The 19,362-nt window shown below is 64.2% G+C and carries 14 protein-coding genes and 3 rRNA genes; 4 read left to right on the top strand and 13 right to left on the bottom strand.

The annotated features are described in order from the left end of the window. Window positions 1-61: 61 nt before the first annotated feature. Entirely contained in the window at window positions 62-538 is a 477-nt protein-coding gene (gene mce / locus OG947_RS16835) for a methylmalonyl-CoA epimerase (protein WP_328812409.1), read from the top strand. A 70-nt stretch (window positions 539-608) separates the two neighbouring features. After that, the gene (locus tag OG947_RS16830) at window positions 609-1,577 is read left to right on the top strand and encodes a hypothetical protein (protein WP_328812408.1); all 969 of its coding nucleotides are present in this window, start codon (window positions 609-611) and stop codon (window positions 1,575-1,577) included. A gap of 3 nt (window positions 1,578-1,580) precedes the next feature. Here OG947_RS16830 and OG947_RS16825 read toward each other — a convergent pair whose 3' ends face one another. The 7 genes from OG947_RS16825 to OG947_RS16795 all read right to left on the bottom strand — a co-directional run bounded on the left by OG947_RS16825 (window position 1,581) and on the right by OG947_RS16795 (window position 10,904). Further along, window positions 1,581-1,901, bottom strand: coding sequence for an ATP/GTP-binding protein (locus OG947_RS16825; RefSeq protein ID WP_082544702.1), 321 nt, complete (start codon window positions 1,899-1,901; stop codon window positions 1,581-1,583). A 23-nt stretch (window positions 1,902-1,924) separates the two neighbouring features. Continuing rightward, window positions 1,925-2,629, bottom strand: coding sequence for an endonuclease NucS (gene nucS, locus OG947_RS16820; RefSeq protein ID WP_328812407.1), 705 nt, complete (start codon window positions 2,627-2,629; stop codon window positions 1,925-1,927). Window positions 2,630-2,660: 31 nt separating this feature from the next. After that, the gene (locus OG947_RS16815) at window positions 2,661-4,211 is read right to left on the bottom strand and encodes an adenylate/guanylate cyclase domain-containing protein (RefSeq protein WP_027505474.1); all 1,551 of its coding nucleotides are present in this window, start codon (window positions 4,209-4,211) and stop codon (window positions 2,661-2,663) included. A gap of 129 nt (window positions 4,212-4,340) precedes the next feature. After that, a 5S ribosomal RNA gene (rrf, locus tag OG947_RS16810) occupies window positions 4,341-4,457 on the bottom strand. A 143-nt stretch (window positions 4,458-4,600) separates the two neighbouring features. Then, window positions 4,601-7,735, bottom strand: a 23S ribosomal RNA gene (locus tag OG947_RS16805). 370 nt (window positions 7,736-8,105) lie between these two features. Next, a 16S ribosomal RNA gene (locus tag OG947_RS16800) occupies window positions 8,106-9,624 on the bottom strand. The 16S, 23S and 5S rRNA genes sit together here, the layout of an rRNA operon. Before the next feature lie 584 nt (window positions 9,625-10,208). Next, entirely contained in the window at window positions 10,209-10,904 is a 696-nt protein-coding gene (locus OG947_RS16795; protein WP_328812406.1) for a pyridoxamine 5'-phosphate oxidase family protein, read from the bottom strand. 95 nt (window positions 10,905-10,999) lie between these two features. Between OG947_RS16795 and pdxR the strand changes: the two genes are divergently transcribed. Continuing rightward, window positions 11,000-12,409 (top strand): MocR-like pyridoxine biosynthesis transcription factor PdxR, encoded by a 1,410-nt coding sequence (pdxR, locus tag OG947_RS16790; RefSeq protein WP_328812405.1) that lies wholly within the window; start codon window positions 11,000-11,002, stop codon window positions 12,407-12,409. A gap of 18 nt (window positions 12,410-12,427) precedes the next feature. Here pdxR and murA read toward each other — a convergent pair whose 3' ends face one another. Beyond that, window positions 12,428-13,681, bottom strand: coding sequence for a UDP-N-acetylglucosamine 1-carboxyvinyltransferase (murA, locus tag OG947_RS16785; RefSeq protein WP_027507211.1), 1,254 nt, complete (start codon window positions 13,679-13,681; stop codon window positions 12,428-12,430). A 65-nt stretch (window positions 13,682-13,746) separates the two neighbouring features. Between murA and OG947_RS16780 the strand changes: the two genes are divergently transcribed. Then, window positions 13,747-14,328, top strand: coding sequence for a cob(I)yrinic acid a,c-diamide adenosyltransferase (locus OG947_RS16780; protein ID WP_328812404.1), 582 nt, complete (start codon window positions 13,747-13,749; stop codon window positions 14,326-14,328). A 24-nt stretch (window positions 14,329-14,352) separates the two neighbouring features. On the opposite strand, the gene OG947_RS16775 is transcribed toward OG947_RS16780, so the two are convergent. Genes OG947_RS16775 through atpA form a run of 5 tightly spaced genes read right to left on the bottom strand, consistent with a single transcriptional unit; the run spans window position 14,353 to window position 19,324 of the window. Next, complete coding sequence (locus OG947_RS16775; RefSeq protein ID WP_231476479.1) at window positions 14,353-14,787, bottom strand: DUF2550 domain-containing protein; 435 nt, start codon at window positions 14,785-14,787, stop codon at window positions 14,353-14,355. 47 nt (window positions 14,788-14,834) lie between these two features. Continuing rightward, window positions 14,835-15,203, bottom strand: a complete 369-nt coding sequence (locus OG947_RS16770; RefSeq protein ID WP_027507214.1) for a F0F1 ATP synthase subunit epsilon — start codon at window positions 15,201-15,203, stop codon at window positions 14,835-14,837. A 6-nt stretch (window positions 15,204-15,209) separates the two neighbouring features. After that, complete coding sequence (gene atpD, locus OG947_RS16765; RefSeq protein ID WP_027507215.1) at window positions 15,210-16,661, bottom strand: F0F1 ATP synthase subunit beta; 1,452 nt, start codon at window positions 16,659-16,661, stop codon at window positions 15,210-15,212. Between the two features lie 2 nt (window positions 16,662-16,663). Beyond that, window positions 16,664-17,638, bottom strand: coding sequence for a F0F1 ATP synthase subunit gamma (locus OG947_RS16760; protein ID WP_027507216.1), 975 nt, complete (start codon window positions 17,636-17,638; stop codon window positions 16,664-16,666). A gap of 42 nt (window positions 17,639-17,680) precedes the next feature. Further along, window positions 17,681-19,324: a F0F1 ATP synthase subunit alpha gene (gene atpA, locus OG947_RS16755; protein WP_027507217.1), complete on the bottom strand. Its 1,644-nt coding sequence runs from the start codon at window positions 19,322-19,324 to the stop codon at window positions 17,681-17,683. Window positions 19,325-19,362: the final 38 nt, after the last annotated feature.

Below are 19,362 nucleotides of genomic sequence, written 5' to 3'. Positions count from 1 at the left end.
GACGATCGATTGTGACCCAGACCACGCCCGAACTGCCGGGAAAAAGGTCTAACGTCAAAGTATGACGACCATCGACGAGCACACGACGGCGACCGCGGACGCGGTGACGGCAGGCCTCGTGACGGCCATCGACCACGTGGGGATCGCAGTGGCCGACCTCGACGTCGCCCTCGAGTTCTACCGGGACCACTTCGGGATGACGGTGACCCACCGCGAGGTCAACGAGAGCCAGGGTGTCGTCGAGGCGATGATCTCCGTTCCCGGTGCCGCCGACGGCGCCGCGCAGATCCAGCTCCTCGCTCCCCTCGACGAGACGTCGACCATCGCCAAGTTCCTCGACCGGAACGGTCCCGGCCTGCAGCAGCTCGCCTTCCGCGTCCGCGACGTCGAGGAGACCGCAGCGTTCCTCCGCGAGCGTGGTGCCCGGTTGCTGTACGACGCTCCCCGCCGCGGTACCGCCGATTCCCGGATCAATTTCGTGCACCCCAAGGATGCCGGCGGCGTCCTCGTCGAACTGGTCGAGCCCGCCGCGAGCTGACCCCTCCCCGGAACCCGTCGTGATCAGCACCCGACGGCCGAAACGGGGCGCGTGACGGTAGGTTGTCCGCATGGCACCAGAGAACGTCAGCGGTAGCAGCTCCCTGCCCTTCAGCGTGGTCCGCAAGGGGTACGACAAGGACGAGGTCCAGCGGTACTTCGAGCGGTTCGATGCCGAGCTCCGCGTCATCGCGACCGATCGCGACGCTGCGGCCGCGCAGGCCCGCGATCTCGCGGTCCAGCTCGAGGACGCCCGCGACGAGATCGACGATCTCCGTAAGGACATCGATCGGCTGTCGGTCCCCCCGACCACCGCCGAGGGTATGAGCGATCGCATCTCTCGCATGCTGCGACTCGCCTCGGACGAGGCGTCCGAGGTGCGCGCCAAGGCCGAGGCCGACGCTGCCGAACTCGTGTCCGTGGCCGAGCAGGACGCCACCCGCATGCGCGGCGAGTACGAGGGCCTGGTCGCCGAGCTCAAGGACCGACGGTCCGCACTCGAGACCGAGCACGAGCAGACCATGGCCGAGGCACGCACAGCCGCCGCCCGCATCGTCGAGGAGGCGCAGGCCGAGCGTGATCGCCTCGCCGCCGAGGCCGAGAAGAAGCGCGGCGCGGTGCAGGAGGACTTCGAGATCACGATGGCCGATCGCCGCACCAAGGTGATGAACGCCGTCGACGAGCTCGAAGCCGACTCCAAGGCCGAGGCGGATCGTCGGCTCGCCGATGCCACCGCCGAGGCGAAGCGTCGCCTCCAGGCCGCCACCGAGCAGTCGGAGCGCCGCATCGCTCACGCCAAGGAGCTCGCCGAGGAACTGCGAGTCCTGCGTGGCCGGGTGCTCGCTCAGCTGCTCGGCATCCGCGGCCAACTCGATTCCGTGCCGGCCATGCTCGCCTCGGTCAACCGGGAGAGCGAACTGCTCGACGCACCGTTGGCGCCGGACGATCTCGAGATCGACGAGTCACTCCTCGACGAGGCACCGGCCGAGACGTCGACCGAGCGCTCCTCGAACGGCCAGTCGAGCTCGACCCAGTCCTGAGAGTCAGGACCACCTGCGGGTGAGCCCGCGCGTACCGCGGCCGGACCAGCATCCGGTGTGCCAGTGCCGCCTGTCGTCGGGTCCGCCGAGTTTCTCGGCGGGCCAGACGACCACGTGCGCCACACCGGGCATGATCTCGTGGTCGCAGCCGGGGCACCGGTAGGTCTTGGTCGCACGAGCGCCGGGAATCGGGCGCACGACGTACTCCTCGTCGCCGTCGAAGGACGGGCCGCGCTCCACTCGCGCCGTGGCGTCACCGAACGTCGGCGCGGGTCGCCCCGGTCGGCCCGACCGGCCGGCTCGTTGGTTGTTGCGTCTCGGCACTCGACCGATGGTAGGCGACCGCGTCAGAAGAGCGTGAACGCGGACGATTCGATTCCGCGGAGCGAGTCGTAGTCCAGTGTGAGGCAACGAATCCCGCGATCCTCCGCGAGCGTCTTCGCCTGCGGCTTGATCTGCTGGGCCGCGAACACACCCCGCACCGGAGCCAGCAGTGGATCACGGTTCAGGAGTTCGAGATAGCGAGTCAGCTGCTCGACACCGTCGATGTCTCCTCGACGCTTGATCTCCACCGCGACCGTCGCACCGTCCTCGGCGCGGCACAGAAGGTCCACGGGTCCGATCGCCGTCGGGTACTCCCGGCGTACCAGGGTGTACCCGTCACCGAGCGTGTGCACGTGCTCGGCGAGCAGTTCCTGCAGATGGGACTCGACGCCGTCCTTGGTCAGACCCGGATCGACACCCAGCTCGTGGCTGCTGTCGAGTTCGATGTCCTCGATCGTGATGCGCAGTTCCTCGCCGGCCTTGTTGGTCACGACCCACAGCTGTCGGTCCGCGGGCACGACGTCGCCGTCGGAAGGGAGAGCCTCTGCAGGGTTCTCGACCAGCCAGCACGGCGGCGTCATCCAGTTGAGCGGCTTGTACGCCCGATCGTCCGCGTGGACGCTCACCGATCCGTCGGACTTGACGAGCAGCAGACGCTTCGCCCACGGCAGATGGGCCGTCAACCGGCCGACGTAATCGACCTGACACCGAGCAATGACCAGACGCACCGGGCCACCCTATCGACCGTGTGGGCCGCCGTCAGGCAGGGGTCGCGAGCTGCGTCTCCTCCGACCGCCCCCGCAACGTCACGCTCTTGCCGAACGACCACTCGTCACTCGACTGATTGTGGGCGTGCTCCACTGTGCGTGCCGACGCCACCAGACGCCCGTCCGCAGACTTGGCGAGCTCGGACAACCGGGCCGCCTCGTTCACCGGATCACCGATGACCGTGTACTCGAATCGTTGCTTGGCACCGATGTTGCCCGCGACGGCTCGCCCGGACGCGATACCGATGGCTGCCTGGCAGTCCGGGACCTCGTTCTCGAGTCGCCGCATGATGGCGCGAGCCGCACTGAGGGCCTCCCCGCAGTGATCGTCGAGATCGCCGGGAGCACCGAAGATGGCCAGCGCCGCATCGCCCTCGAACTTGTTGACGAAACCGTGATGCTTGTCCACCTCGTCGACCACCACGTCGAAGAAGCGGTTCAACAGATCCACCACCTGCGCCGGGGGCTGGGAGGCAGCCAGCTCCGTGGATCCGATCAGGTCGATGAAGAAGACGGCGATGTCGCGCTCCTCGCCGCCGAGCTCGGGATTGCTCTTCAGCGCGGCCTCGGCGACCTCCATGCCGACGTGGCGACCGAACAGGTCCCGGATCTTGTCCCGCTCGGCGAGGCCCTCGGCCATGCGGTTGAAGCCGCTCTGCAGTTCGCCGAGCTCGGTGCCGTCGTAGACGGACACCCGTGCGTCGAGGTTGCCGCGTTCGATCTCGACCATCGCCGAGCGCACGTTGTCGATGGGCGCCGTCGTAGCCAGACCGCCGAGCAGCGTCAGCGCGAAGCCGAACAGGAACGTGATGCCGCCGAGCGCGAGGATGGCGACCGCGAACTGGTCGGCAGTGGTGTCATCGCGGATGAACGAGGCGATGGCGATGACCATGAGTCCCGCCACTGGGACGCCGGTACCCAGGAGCCACGAGAGGATGGAGCGCCCCATCACCCCGGCGATACGGATACGGCGGAGATCGCCGGCCTCGAGAGCACGCGCCGCCGCCGGGCGCAGAGCGAACTCCGTCAGCAGGTAGCTGAACGCGCAGACGGTCGCACCACCGAACGCGATGGTGAACGCGACCTTGGGGATGGAGTTGGGATCGATGATGCCGTCGGCCGTCGTGACGATGACGAGCCCGCCGATCCAGAGGCCGATCTGCAACCGGGTGAGCCGCCACGGCATCGCCAGCGTGCGCTTCTGTTCCTTGCGGGTGGGCACGCGGTCCTCGATGGCCCAGCGCAGTCCCTTGACGGTGCGCTTGGTTCCCCACCCCACTCCGATGAGGAACGCGACCACGAGGTAGCACGGGATGAGGATGAAGTTCACCCACCAGTACTCACGGGGCGTGACGACGTCCGGCCCCGGCACGACCACGCTGATGAGTGCACCCACGATCACGGCGCCGATCGCGTTGGCGCCCAGCAGGAAGACGGTGAGCAGAATCTGCACCCGGATACGCCGGCGACGCGGTGATTCCTCGGTGTGCCCGAGCAGCGGGGAGCCCAGAGGCGATATCGAGCGTCGTGGTTTCTGCGGCATGGTGGATACGAGACTATCCCGGCGCGCGTAGGACGGGACTCTGCTTGATCGGACTGTGTCCGGACACCGATACCCGGTGAATGCAGAAAGCCCCCCGACCGGTGGTCGGGGGGCTTTCTGGGAAGGGTTGTTCGGCGGTGTCCTACTCTCCCACACCCTGTCGGGTGCAGTACCATCGGCGCTGGAGGGCTTAGCTTCCGGGTTCGGAATGGGTCCGGGCGTTTCCCCTCCGCTATGGCCACCGAAACTCTGTGAAACAACAGAGCACGAGGCACACACGTTCCCTGTCACCGGTGCTGCTGGTGATGGATCGGTGGTGCGGGTTTCAGTTATCTGCTGACCAACTCGTGTGTTGTCTCAGATACTGCACAGTGGACGCGTAGCTTCTTTGTGGTAAGTCCTCGGCCTATTAGTACCAGTCACCTGCACCCATTGCTGGGCTTCCAGTTCTGGCCTATCAACCCGGTGGTCTGCCGGGGGCCTTACCCCCTCGAGGGGGTGAGAAACCTCATCTTGGAACAGGCTTCCCGCTTAGATGCTTTCAGCGGTTATCCCTTCCGAACGTAGCTAACCAGCGGTGCTCCTGGTGGAACAACTGGCACACCAGAGGTTCGTCCGTCCCGGTCCTCTCGTACTAGGGACAGCCTTCCTCAAGTTTCTGACGCGCGCGGCGGATAGAGACCGAACTGTCTCACGACGTTCTAAACCCAGCTCGCGTGCCGCTTTAATGGGCGAACAGCCCAACCCTTGGGACCTACTCCAGCCCCAGGATGCGACGAGCCGACATCGAGGTGCCAAACCATCCCGTCGATATGGACTCTTGGGGAAGATCAGCCTGTTATCCCCGGGGTACCTTTTATCCGTTGAGCGACACCGCTTCCACTTGCCGGTGCCGGATCACTAGTCCCGACTTTCGTCCCTGCTCGACTTGTCAGTCTCACAGTCAAGCTCCCTTGTGCACTTGCACTCGACACCTGATTGCCAACCAGGCTGAGGGAACCTTTGGGCGCCTCCGTTACATTTTGGGAGGCAACCGCCCCAGTTAAACTACCCACCAGGCACTGTCCCTGAACCAGATCATGGTCCGAGGTTGAGGTATCCAATACGATCAGAGTGGTATTTCAACAACGACTCCACACACACTGGCGTGCATGCTTCACAGTCTCCCACCTATCCTACACAAACCGAACCGAACACCAATACCAAGCTGTAGTGAAGGTCCCGGGGTCTTTTCGTCCTGCCGCGCGTAACGAGCATCTTTACTCGTAATGCAATTTCGCCGAGTCTATGGTTGAGACAGCTGAGAAGTCGTTACGCCATTCGTGCAGGTCGGAACTTACCCGACAAGGAATTTCGCTACCTTAGGATGGTTATAGTTACCACCGCCGTTTACTGGGGCTTAAATTCTCAGCTTCGCTCCCGAAGGAACTAACCGGTCCTCTTAACCTTCCAGCACCGGGCAGGCGTCAGTCCGTATACATCGTCTTACGACTTCGCACGGACCTGTGTTTTTAGTAAACAGTCGCTTCTCACTGGTCTCTGCGACCCACACCAGCTCAGGAAGCAAGTTCCATCACCAGCAGGGGTCCCCCTTCTCCCGAAGTTACGGGGGCATTTTGCCGAGTTCCTTAACCATAGTTATCTCGATCGCCTTGGTATTCTCTACCTGATCACCTGTGTCGGTTTGGGGTACGGGCCGTGTACCAGCTCGCTAGAGGCTTTTCTCGGCAGCATAGGATCACTGAATTCGCCTCATTCGGCTATGCATCACCTCTCAGGCTGTGTGAGACCCGGATTTGCCTAGGTCTCGCCCTACAGGCTTACACCAGTGTTACCACTGACTGGCTCAGCTACCTTCCTGCGTCACCCCATCGCTTGACTACTACCAGGAAAGGTCCCGTGCATCACCACACCCGGCACCCGAAGGTGCTCCTGGCGGCTCTGGACGGTTAGTACTCCTGATTCATCATGGGCGCGGATACACGGGTACGGGAATATCAACCCGTTGTCCATCGACTACGCCTGTCGGCCTCGCCTTAGGTCCCGACTCACCCTGGGCGGATTAACCTGGCCCAGGAACCCTTGATCATTCGGCGGACGAGTTTCTCACTCGTCTTTCGCTACTCATGCCTGCATTCTCACTCGCGTGGCCTCCACACCTGGATCACTCCGGCGCTTCCCTGGCCACACGACGCTCCCCTACCCACCCACACACCTGCCGGAACCCTCGCAAGGGAACCGGGGGCTGTCGTGTGAGTGCCGCGGCTTCGGCGGTGTACTTGAGCCCCGCTACATTGTCGGCGCAAAATCACTTGACCAGTGAGCTATTACGCACTCTTTCAAGGGTGGCTGCTTCTAAGCCAACCTCCTGGTTGTCTTCGCGACTTCACATCCTTTTCCACTTAGTACACGCTTGGGGGCCTTAGCCGGCGATCTGGGCTGTTTCCCTCTCGACTACGAACCTTATCGCCCGCAGTCTCACTGCCGCGCTCTCACATCCTGGCATTCGGAGTTTGGCTGATTTCGATAAGCTTGTGGGCCCTCTAGACCATCCAGTAGCTCTACCTCCAGGATGAAACACGCGACGCTGCACCTAAATGCATTTCGGGGAGAACCAGCTATCACGGAGTTTGATTGGCCTTTCACCCCTACCCACAACTCATCCCCTCAGTTTTCAACCTAAGTGGGTTCGGGCCTCCACGACGTCTTACCGTCGCTTCACCCTGGCCATGGGTAGATCACTCCGCTTCGGGTCTAGAGCATGCGACTGAAACGCCCTATTCGGACTCGCTTTCGCTACGGCTACCCCACACGGGTTAACCTCGCCACATACCACTAACTCGCAGGCTCATTCTTCAAAAGGCACGCCATCACCCACCACACCGAAATGTGCACAGGCTCTGACGGATTGTAAGCGCACGGTTTCAGGTACTATTTCACTCCCCTCCCGGGGTACTTTTCACCTTTCCCTCACGGTACTAGTCCGCTATCGGTCACCAGGGAGTATTCAGGCTTATCGGGTGGTCCCGACAGATTCACAGCAGATTTCACGGGCCCGCTGCTACTTGGGCATTCATCACGACAGTCACACAGTTTTCGTCTACGGGACTCTCACCCTCTACGACAGGCCATCCCAGACCACTTCGACTAACCGCATGATTTCTCACTGTCGGCCGATCCGGCAGAATCGACAAGACAAACCCCACAACCCCACACGCACAACCCCTGCCGGGTATCACATGCACATGGTTTGGCCTTTTCCGCGTTCGCTCGCCACTACTGACGGAATCACTGTTGTTTTCTCTTCCTGTGGGTACTGAGATGTTTCACTTCCCCACGTTCCCTCCACACACCCTATATATTCAGGTGCAGGTAACACGACATCACTCGTGCTGGGTTTCCCCATTCGGACACCCTCGGATCTCAGCTCGGTTGACAGCTCCCCGAGGCTTATCGCAGCCTCCTACGTCCTTCATCGGCTCCTGGTGCCAAGGCATCCACCGTACGCTCTTCATTACTTACAACAAAGATGCTCGCGTCCACTGTGCAGTTCTCAAACAACACACACACGAAGAACCTCACGCAAACACCAGACCCACAACCATCACCACCCACCCCGAAAGGCCGGCGACAACACTCGCAGCGGTATGACTTGCAGCTCCCGCATGTATTGGTTGTACCTGTAGAGGTAACACTCGCGTGTTCTCTCAGGACCCAACAGTGCATCGATATAGAACCAGCGGAACAACACTGAGGAAGTTCGCTACTGCCGGCTCTGGTTGTCAGTGTTCCACCCATGAGCGTCCACCCGACCAACGAATGTGGTCGGCGTGGTCTCTGCGGGGGTTCCCTCCCACCTGTGTGGGTGGTACTGCCCCGAGATGTGCTCCTTAGAAAGGAGGTGATCCAGCCGCACCTTCCGGTACGGCTACCTTGTTACGACTTCGTCCCAATCGCCGATCCCACCTTCGACGGCTCCCTCCCACAAGGGGTTAGGCCACCGGCTTCGGGTGTTACCGACTTTCATGACGTGACGGGCGGTGTGTACAAGGCCCGGGAACGTATTCACCGCAGCGTTGCTGATCTGCGATTACTAGCGACTCCGACTTCACGGGGTCGAGTTGCAGACCCCGATCCGAACTGAGACCGGCTTTAAGGGATTCGCTCCACCTCACGGTATCGCAGCCCTCTGTACCGGCCATTGTAGCATGTGTGAAGCCCTGGACATAAGGGGCATGATGACTTGACGTCGTCCCCACCTTCCTCCGAGTTGACCCCGGCAGTCTCCTGCGAGTCCCCGGCATAATCCGCTGGCAACACAGGACAAGGGTTGCGCTCGTTGCGGGACTTAACCCAACATCTCACGACACGAGCTGACGACAGCCATGCACCACCTGTACACCGACCACAAGGGGGGCCGTATCTCTACGGCTTTCCGGTGTATGTCAAACCCAGGTAAGGTTCTTCGCGTTGCATCGAATTAATCCACATGCTCCGCCGCTTGTGCGGGCCCCCGTCAATTCCTTTGAGTTTTAGCCTTGCGGCCGTACTCCCCAGGCGGGGCGCTTAATGCGTTAGCTACGGCACGGATCCCGTGGAAGGAAACCCACACCTAGCGCCCACCGTTTACGGCGTGGACTACCAGGGTATCTAATCCTGTTCGCTACCCACGCTTTCGCTCCTCAGCGTCAGTTATTTCCCAGAGACCCGCCTTCGCCACCGGTGTTCCTCCTGATATCTGCGCATTTCACCGCTACACCAGGAATTCCAGTCTCCCCTGAAATACTCAAGTCTGCCCGTATCGCCTGCAAGCCAACAGTTGAGCTGCTGGTTTTCACAGACGACGCGACAAACCGCCTACGAGCTCTTTACGCCCAGTAATTCCGGACAACGCTTGCACCCTACGTATTACCGCGGCTGCTGGCACGTAGTTGGCCGGTGCTTCTTCTGCAGGTACCGTCACTTGCGCTTCGTCCCTGCTGAAAGAGGTTTACAACCCGAAGGCCGTCATCCCTCACGCGGCGTCGCTGCATCAGGCTTGCGCCCATTGTGCAATATTCCCCACTGCTGCCTCCCGTAGGAGTCTGGGCCGTGTCTCAGTCCCAGTGTGGCCGGTCGCCCTCTCAGGCCGGCTACCCGTCGTCGCCTTGGTAGGCCATTACCCCACCAACAAGCTGATAGGCCGCGGGCCCATCCTGCACCGATAAATCTTTCCACCACACGGCATGCACCGCGCAGTACTATCCGGTATTAGACCCAGTTTCCCGGGCTTATCCCGAAGTGCAGGGCAGATCACCCACGTGTTACTCACCCGTTCGCCACTCGTGTACCCCGAAGGGCCTTACCGTTCGACTTGCATGTGTTAAGCACGCCGCCAGCGTTCGTCCTGAGCCAGGATCAAACTCTCCGTTGAAGACTCTTATCAACCCCACCCTAGAAAGGCAGAGTCAATCAAAACTAGAGAGCCAAATCCAGCCATAAAACTCACGCCAGCAATAACTCCATTGCTGACAAAAAAGAACCGGTCCCTCCCCGACGGGAAGAAGGAGAAGAACCAGCAAACCAAAACAAAATATTGGCACTGACATTCATCGACACACTGTTGAGTTCTCAAAGAACACGCACACACCACCACCACCCACCAGAAGGCGGGAGGATCCGGGGCAACCGTTCCAGCCTAACCACACCGCAACACCCCAGTCAAACACCAGGCACCACGTAGATCAGGAAGATGGACTGTACGCTCAGCCTACACGAGGTGCAGGCGAACCTTTTCTGTCCGATCGGCCATGCGACTCCGTCCCACCTCGTTCGCCCAGCCCCTGAAGGCCTTCGGTCGGTGTCCGTGTCGCTCTGACTCGAAGAAAGCTACGCCTGCGGACCGCTCCATGCAAATCGGCAGGTGTTCCGCGGTCCACGCGGCGTCTGCCCAGGTCAACGCGTATGTCGGGGCCCGCGCCCGCTCACCCTGGAGCGACAGTCCGACTATGACGCCGCTCACATCGGTGGGGATGCCGCGCCGATCTCGTCCAGATCGGGCGCCGGGACAGGTTCGCCGACCTGCGTCGTCAACGGGAGGACGCCGGCCCACACTCCCCCGGCGGCGATGTCCCCCTCGTCGTCGTTCGGTCCGCCCGACCGTGCCTTCACCGACGCCTCGTACAGCGGTAGTGCCACCACGCGAGTCGCGGCCAGCTCCTTACGAGTGTTGGCCCTGACCACATCGGTTCGGCCGGGGACCAGCTTGTTCACGATGAGATCGAGTGCGACGGCGCGCTCGCCCTCGTCGTCCACGACACGGGGTGTCCCCCGCACCACGGCACTCCGGTAGTTCATCGAGTGATGGAACGCGGAGCGCGCCAGCACCAGCCCGTCCAGCACCGTGATGCTCACGCAGACGTCACCGGGAGCACCCAGGGTCGTCGCGGCCACCGAGCCGTGGAGGTACAACGTCCCTTCGGCATCGGGACCGTCCAGGTCGTAGGCGAACGCAGTCGGAACGACGAGGGGACTTCCCTGCACCACCACTCCGAGGTGACAGAGCTGTGCGGCGTCGAGCACGTCCGTCAGAGCAGCGCGATCCGCCTGGGCGCGAGCTCGGTTGCTTCGCAACGTCGTTCGGAGTGTCGGGGAGAGAGCTGTCGCCGTCGACGAGGTGTCGGGCCGCCGGCCATGGGCATCGTGCATCGTCATGCGAATCAGTGTGCGGAACGAAGTGGTCCGCCGTCACGGTCCACTTCGATACTGTTCGGCTGGACCACTTCGACCAGCGGGAAGGCATCGACGTCATGGCCTCACACGCGTTACCACTCTCCGTGGACCGATCCTCGACGCGTCCACTCCCGTTGCAGATCGCCGACGCACTACGCACCGCCATCGTCGACGGACTTCTGGTCGCCGGCGATCGTCTCCCGTCGACCCGATCGCTGGCCGCAGAGCTGTCGGTCTCCCGTGGCGTCGCCGATCAGGCCTTCGACCAGCTCGCCGCAGAGGGATGGATCGAGGGCCGCGCCGGATCCGGCACGTTCGTCTCCCCCGACCTGCGGTCCGTCACACCGACCACCGCCGCCGTGTCCGACGCGCGTCCACGCGCAGAGGCGGACAGCGCTCCCCCCACGCTCGCGCTTCGACCGGGCATCCCCTGGACACCGCCCTCGGCGACCGCGGCATGGCGGCGGGCGTGGCGCATCGCCGGCACGGAGCCCGCTCCCCCCGGTTACCCCGATCCGGCGGGGCCCGTCCATCTTCGCCGCAGCGTGTGTTCGCTGCTCGGCCGCGCGCGCGGAATGAGCGTCGATCCCGATCGCGTGGTCGTGACGACGGGTGCCACCCATGGGCTGACTCTGGCACTCGCGGCGATGCGCGCGGACCGTCCGGAACCGAGACCTGTTCTGGCGATGGAGGATCCGGGATATCGGACTGCGGCGTCGGCGGCGATGGCGATGGGCTGGGACCTGTACGACGTCCCCGTGGACGCCGGCGGCATGAGGGTCGACACGCTCGCGTCCACGCCCGAGACCACACGCGCCGTGTACGTGACACCGTCTCACCAGTACCCCACCGGCGGAACCCTCGACGTGGGACGTCGTGCCGCTCTCATCGCCCATGCTCAGAGCACCGACACCGTCGTCGTCGAGGACGACTACGACTCCGAGTACCGCTACGACGTCGCGCCGCTCCCCGCCTTGGCGCACCTTGATCCGGATCGCGTCGTCTACCTCGGCACCATCGCCAAGACCCTGGGCGCAGGCGTGCGACTCGGGTGGATGGTGCTGCCGTCGTACCTCGTCCGGCCGGTACTCGACCACCGCCTGGCCACGGGCGACTTCCCGTCGACACCCCTGTGCTCGGCGATGACGTCACTGCTCGACGACGGCGAGTGGGATCGCACGGTCCGAGCGGCGCGTCGGCGCTACCGCGATCGCGATGCGGCAGTACGGGATTCGCTGTCGCCGTTCGGTGAACTCCGTGGCCTGGGCGCGGGTATGCACACGACACTCGTCCTGTCGCCGAGACGAGCGGAGGCGGTCGCCCGCGGCGCAGCACACCGCGGAATCGAAGTACCGACCGTCGCGCTGTCCACTCGATCGCACACCGACGTGGGCGGGTTGGTGATCGGCTACGGCCGACTGACCGACACGGAGCTCCGAACGGCACTCACCGTTCTGGTCGACGAACTCCGACGCCACGGCGACTGACGTGCAGCGGCGCGAGCGTCACTGCACGCGTTCGATGTCTCCGCCGAGATCCTGCAACTGCTCGACGAACCGCGGGTAACCGCGGTCGATGTGATAAACGTCGTGCACCTCGGTGGTGCCGTCGGCCACGAGGCCGGCGAGCACGAGACCGGCGCCCGCGCGGATGTCCGAGGACCAGACCGGTGCACTCGACAGCCGCGACACTCCGCGGACCACCGCGTGGTGGCCGTCCGTTCGCGCGTCGGCACCGAGCCGGATCATCTCCTCGACGAAGCGGAACCGGGCCTCGAAGACGTTCTCGGTGATCATCGACGTGCCGTTGGCCACCGAGGCGAGGCCGATCGCCATGGGCTGCAGGTCTGTCGGGAACCCGGGGAACGGGAGCGTGGCGAAGTTGACGGCCACCGGTCGTTCCTCCTGCACGACGCGGAATCCGTCCGGGCGCAGGGTGACGGTGCTGCCGGCCGCCTTCAGCTTGTTGAGCACGAGGGTGAGGTGCTTGGGATTGACCCCCGACACCGTGACATCGCCACAGGTCATCGCCGCGGCGATGCCCCACGTCGCGGCCACGATGCGATCACCGATGACGCGGTGTTCGGTGGGCTTCAGGCTGGGGACACCGATGATGGTCAGCGTCGGAGTTCCGGCACCCTCGACGCGAGCACCCATCTTGTTCAGCATCGCGCACAGATCGGCGATGTCCGGCTCGCGGGCAGCGTTGTCGATCACGGTCTCGCCGTCGGCCAGCACCGCCGCCATCAGGATGTTCTCGGTCGCGCCCACGGACGGGAAGGCCAGCCGGATCGTCGCGCCGTGCAGCTTCTCCGCTGTCGCGACCACACACCCGTGCTCGATCTCGCTGTGCGCGCCGAGCAGGCGGAGACCCGACTGGTGCATGTCGAGCGGACGCGAGCCGATGGCGTCGCCGCCGGGCAGTGCCACCACGGCCTTGCGACACCGCGCGACCAGCGGTCCCAGGACGCACACCGACGCACGGAACTGGCGTACCGCCGCGAAGTCGGCGTGATACTTCGGCTCTGCGGGGGTGGTGATGCGCACGGCATCCCCCTCGAGTTCGACGTCGCACCCCAGCCCACGGAGAACGTCGGCCATGAGGGGGACATCGAGAATGTCGGGGCAGTTGGTGAGGGTGGTCGTGCCCTCGGCGAGCAGCGCCGCGGCCATCAACTTCAGCACGCTGTTCTTCGCCCCACCGACCGACACGTCGCCGGAGAGACGACTACCGCCGGTGACCAGGAAACGTTCACTCACGACGTCAACAGTAGAGGCATCGGTCGTCGATCAGAGCATCGGCCGACTGCCAGTAGGGTTGATCCATGGCGGTTCACCTGACCTCGATCTACACCCGTACCGGCGACGACGGGACGACGGGTCTCAGCGACTTCTCCCGCGTCTCGAAGAACGACCCGAGGGTCGTGGCCTACGCGGAGTGCGACGAACTGAACGCTGCTCTCGGACTGGTGTTGGCGGTCGGATCACCGCCCGAGGGCGTGGCGACGGTGTTGCGCCGGATCCAGAACGATCTGTTCGATGCCGGAGCCGACCTGTCGACTCCGATCCAGGAGAACCCGAAGTACCCACCGCTGCGCGTCACGCCGGAGTACGTCACGCGGCTCGAGACGTGGTGCGACGAGTTCAACGACACTCTCGCGCCGCTGACCTCCTTCGTCCTTCCGGGCGGGACGGCTGCTTCCGCGTTTCTGCACCAGGCGCGCACCGTCGCGCGACGGGCGGAGCGGGCAGCGTGGGCCGCTGTCGAGGCACATCCCGAGACGACGGGGCCGCTGCCGGCGACCTATCTCAACCGACTGTCGGATCTGCTGTTCATTCTCGGGCGGGTCACCAACCCGGACGGCGACATCCTGTGGAAGCCGGGCGGCGAGCGTTCGCGCGACTGACCACGGGCCCGAGCGAGCGACGTGTCAGGCCGGTCCGCTGCCCGGCATGTTGCGCTGCGACCGGTCGGACGGCCTCGACTCGAGCCACGATGTGAATGCAGTGAACGGGCCACGCTCCATGGCGATCTCGTAGCGGCGGTCCCCCGCGTCGAGTTCGACGATCGCGGTCTCGTCACTCATGATGTCGAACTCGGAGCTCTGCGGACTGCGCCGCTCGCCCTGGATCAGAGTCTGGCGGATCATGCGGCGGTCCGGACCCGGACGCAGACTCGACAGCTTGTAGAACACGAGCACGTTCTCGCCGTAACGGACGATGCCGTGACGCCACCCACTTCCCGCTGCGGCGGGAAGACTGCGCAGGATCACGGCAGTGCCCCCGCGGCGGAGAAGCACCAACCGATACAGAAAAGCCGCGGCGAGCCCTCCGAGCAGCACGACCAGAACGACAAGCACTGTCATCCAGGACGTCATCTCTTCGGAACCCGCCGCGGCTTCTTCTCGTGTACCTAGGCCCGCTCGACCGCGCGGACACGCCCGCGTGCGATCGCGAGCGCCTCCTCGTCGTCGGAGCCCTCGGACAGAACGGACCGCGCAGCCTCGACGTCGATGTCCTCCGCGAACTCGGCGGACTCGGCGAGGATGGTGACGGTCCGGCCGGTGACCGACAGGAAACCACCGTGCACGGCGGCGACGCGCCGTTCACCGTCGCCCGTCGTGATGGCCACGGTGCCGCCCTCGATCAACTGACCGAGAACCGGCTCGTGTCCGGCCATGATGCCGATCTCGCCCTCGGTGGTCTGAGCGCTGACCAGCGTGGCCGTTCCCGACCACAGGCGTTCCTCGACTGCGACCAGTTCGACGTCCATCTCAGCCATCTCGGACTACTTTCCGGAGATCTTCTTGGCTGCGGCCTCGACGTCGTCGAGTCCACCGCAGCTGTTGAAGGCCTGCTCGGGAAGGTGGTCGTACTCGCCCTTGGTGACCTTGTCGAACGCCTCGATGGTGTCGGCCAGCGACACGACCGAACCCTCTTCACCGGTGAACTTCTCGGCGACGATGAAGTTCTGGCCGAGGAACTTCTCCAGACGACGGGCACGGGAGACCGTGACCTTGTCCTCCTCGGACAGCTCGTCCATACCGAGGATGGCGATGATGTCCTGCAGCTCCTTGTACTTCTGCAGGATGCGCTTGACCTCGTTGGCGACGCGGAAGTGCTCGTCTCCGACGATCGACGCCTCCAGGATGCGCGAGGTGGACGTCAGCGGATCGACAGCAGGGTAGATGCCCTTCTGCGAAATCGGACGCGACAGCTCGGTGGTGGCATCGAGGTGGGCGAAGGTCGTCGCCGGTGCGGGGTCGGTGTAGTCGTCGGCGGGCACATAGATGGCCTGCAGAGACGTGATGGAACGACCACGCGTCGAGGTGATGCGCTCCTGGAGCTCACCCATCTCGTCGGCGAGGGTGGGCTGGTAGCCCACGGCGGACGGCATGCGGCCGAGGAGAGTGGAGACCTCGGAGCCTGCCTGCGTGAACCGGAAGATGTTGTCGATGAAGAGCAACACGTCCTGGTTCTGCACGTCGCGGAAGTACTCGGCCATGGTGAGAGCCGAGAGGGCGACGCGCATACGCGTGCCCGGCGGCTCGTCCATCTGACCGAACACCAGGGCGGTGTCCTGCAGAACGCCCATCTCCTCCATCTCGAGGTGGAGGTCGGTGCCCTCACGCGTGCGCTCACCGACGCCGGCGAACACCGACGTGCCGGAGAACTCACGTGCGATACGGGTGATCATCTCCTGGATGAGCACGGTCTTGCCGACGCCTGCGCCGCCGAACAGACCGATCTTTCCGCCCTTGACGTACGGGGTCAGGAGGTCGATGACCTTGATGCCGGTCTCGAGGATCTCGGTCTTGCCCTCGAGCTGATCGAAGGCCGGGGGCTTGCGGTGGATGCCCCACTGCTCGCCGTCACGGCCGAGTCCGGGGCTGTCCAGGCAGTCGCCGAGGGCGTTGAACACGTGGCCCTTGACGACGTCACCGACGGGAACCGAGATCGGCTTGCCGGAGTCGACGACGGGGGTGCCGCGGACGAGGCCGTCGGTGGGCTGCATCGACACGGTGCGCACGAGGTTGTCACCGAGGTGCTGTGCGACCTCGAGCGTCAGCGTCTTGGCGACGGCCTTCAGCTCGATCTCTGCGTTCAGCGCGTTGAACAGCGCGGGGATGGATCCACGGGGGAACTCGATGTCGACGACGGGACCGATGACGCGCACGACGCGCCCGTTCTCGGACGACTTGGCGCCGGAACCCGTGCTATCGGTTACTGCTGCGGTCATGTTCAGTCTCTTCCTGAGCTCGCGGCAAGCGCGTCGACGCCGCCGACGATCTCGCTGATTTCCTGGGTGATCTGAGCCTGGCGTGCCTGGTTGGCCTGGCGTGACAGGGCATTGACCAGATCGTTGGCATTGTCCGTGGCGGCCTTCATCGCGGTGCGACGAGCGGCCGACTCGGATGCCGCCGCGTCGAGCAGTGCGGCGTAGATGCGGGTGCTCACGTACTTCGGGAGCAGCGCGGACAACAGCGTGTCCGCCTCCGGCTCGAAGTCGTACTGCGCGGTGACCTCCTTCGACGACGGCGAGTCGCTGAGCATGTCTGCACCCAGCTCGATCTCCTCGTCGTCGTAGTCGATCTCCAGAGGAGCCATGCGGCGCACCGTCGGCTTGAGCGACAGCATCGACACGAAGGTGGTGTAGACGATGTGGAGTTCGTCCACACCCTCGACCGTGCCCTCGCCGTTCGGTGCCTCGATCTCCTCGCCGGACCCCGCCATGAACAGCTGGACGAGGTGCTTGGCGGCCTTCGCGGCATCGGTGTACGCCGGCTGCTGCGAGAAGCCCGTCCACGCGCCCTTGACGTCGCGATCACGGAACGTGTAGTACGTCAGGCCCTTTCGGCCCAGAACGTAGATGACCGGCTCCTTGCCCTCGGACTTGAGGAGCTGCTGGAGCTCCTCGGCCTCACGAAGGATGTTGGAGTTGTAGCCACCACACTGACCCGAGTCGCTGGTCACGACGAGCACGGCGGCCCGCTTGGGCTCCGCACGCTCGGTGAGCAGCGGATGGTCCAGCGAACCCGAGGCACTGGCCAACGCCGAGAGCACCTTGGTGATCTCGGTGGCGTACGGCTTCGACGCCTCGACGCGGGCCTGCGCCTTGGTGATGCGCGAGGTCGCGATCAGTTCCTGCGCCTTGGTGATCTTCTTGATCGAGTTGGTCGACCTGATCCGGGAGCGCAGCTCACGAATGCTGGGCATCTGTCACCTCACTCCCTGTTCGACGTGCCACGGGTCCGCTCATCACTTGCTGACAGTCTTGCGAGTGACGGTGACCTTCTCCTGGTCGACGTCGCCCTTGTCGAGCGCGTCGGCCTCTGCCTCGTTGACGATCCGCTCGCCCGAGGACGTCAGGAAGCCCTGCTTGAACTCGTCGGTCGCCTTCGTGATCGCGTCGGCGGCCTCGTCCTTGAGAACCTTGCCGCCGGCGATCGCCTCGTAGGCGCTCGACGCGTTGCGGTGCAGATCCTCGAGGAGCTCGCGGTTGAAGCGACGAACGTCCTCGACCGGGACCGTGTCGTAGTAGCCGGCGTCGACGAGGTAGATCGAGACGATCTGGTCCTCGACGGACACCGGGGTGTACTGGTCCTGCTTGAGCAGCTCGACCCAGCGGGCACCGCGCTCGAGCTGCGCCTTGGACGCGGCGTCGAGGTCGGACGCGAAGGCGGAGAACGCCTCCAGCTCGCGGAACTGAGCCATCTCCAGACGGAGCGAACCGGCAACCTTCTTCAGACCCTTGGTCTGCGCCGCGCCACCGACTCGGGACACCGAGGTACCGACGTTGATAGCGGGACGGACACCCTTGTTGAAGAGGTCCGACTCGAGGAAGACCTGGCCGTCGGTGATGGAGATGACGTTTGTCGGGATGAAGGCCGAGATGTCGTTGGCCTTGGTCTCGATCAGCGGCAGACCCGTCATCGAACCGCCACCGAGCTCGTCGGACAGCTTCGCGCACCGCTCGAGCAGACGGGAGTGCAGGTAGAAGACGTCACCGGGGTACGCCTCGCGGCCCGGCGGGCGACGCAGCAGCAGCGAGATGGTGCGATACGCCTCGGCCTGCTTGGTCAGGTCGTCGAACACGATGAGGACGTGCTTGCCCTGGTACATCCAGTGCTGGCCGAGGGCCGAACCGGTGTACGGGGCGAGCCACTTGAAGCCGGCCGAGTCGGACGCGGGAGCGGCGACGATGGTCGTGTACTCCATGGCGCCGTGCTCGTCCAGAGCGGACTTGACGCCCGCGATGGTCGAACCCTTCTGGCCGATGGCGACGTAGATGCAGCGCACCTGCTTGTCGGCGTCGCCGGTCTCCCAGTTCGCCTTCTGGTTGATGATGGCGTCGACGCAGACGGCGGTCTTGCCTGTCTTGCGGTCGCCGATGATCAGCTGACGCTGGCCGCGGCCGATGGCCGTCAGGGCGTCGATGGCGGTGATGCCGGTCGCGAGGGGCTCCTCGACGGGCTGGCGCTCGAGCACCGATGCCGCCTGGAGCTCCAGGACACGCTGTTCGTTCGACTCGATGTCACCGAGACCGTCGATGGGCTTGCCCAGCGGGTCGATGACGCGTCCGAGGAAGTTGTCGCCGACGGGGACCGAGAGGACCTCGCCGGTGCGCTTGACTTCCTGGCCTTCCTCGATGTGCTCGTAGTCACCGAGGATGACGGCACCGATCTCACGGTCGTCGAGGTTCAGTGCCACGCCGAGGATGCCGCCGGGGAACTCCAGCAGCTCGTTCGACATCGCGGACGGGAGGCCCGTCACGTGAGCGATTCCATCGCTCGTGTCGGACACCAGACCGACCTCTTCACGAGAGGACTCCGGTGCGTAGTTCGCTGTGTAGCTCTCGATCGCGCTACGGATCTCGTCGGAGGAGATCGTCAACTCCGCCATGTTTTCCTGCTCTCACTGTCTGGTGTTTCGTGGCCGGA

It is taken from the genome of Rhodococcus sp. NBC_00297, assembly GCF_036173065.1.
Classification (GTDB): domain Bacteria; phylum Actinomycetota; class Actinomycetes; order Mycobacteriales; family Mycobacteriaceae; genus Rhodococcoides.
This window is presented reverse-complemented; position numbering and strand designations above follow the sequence as displayed.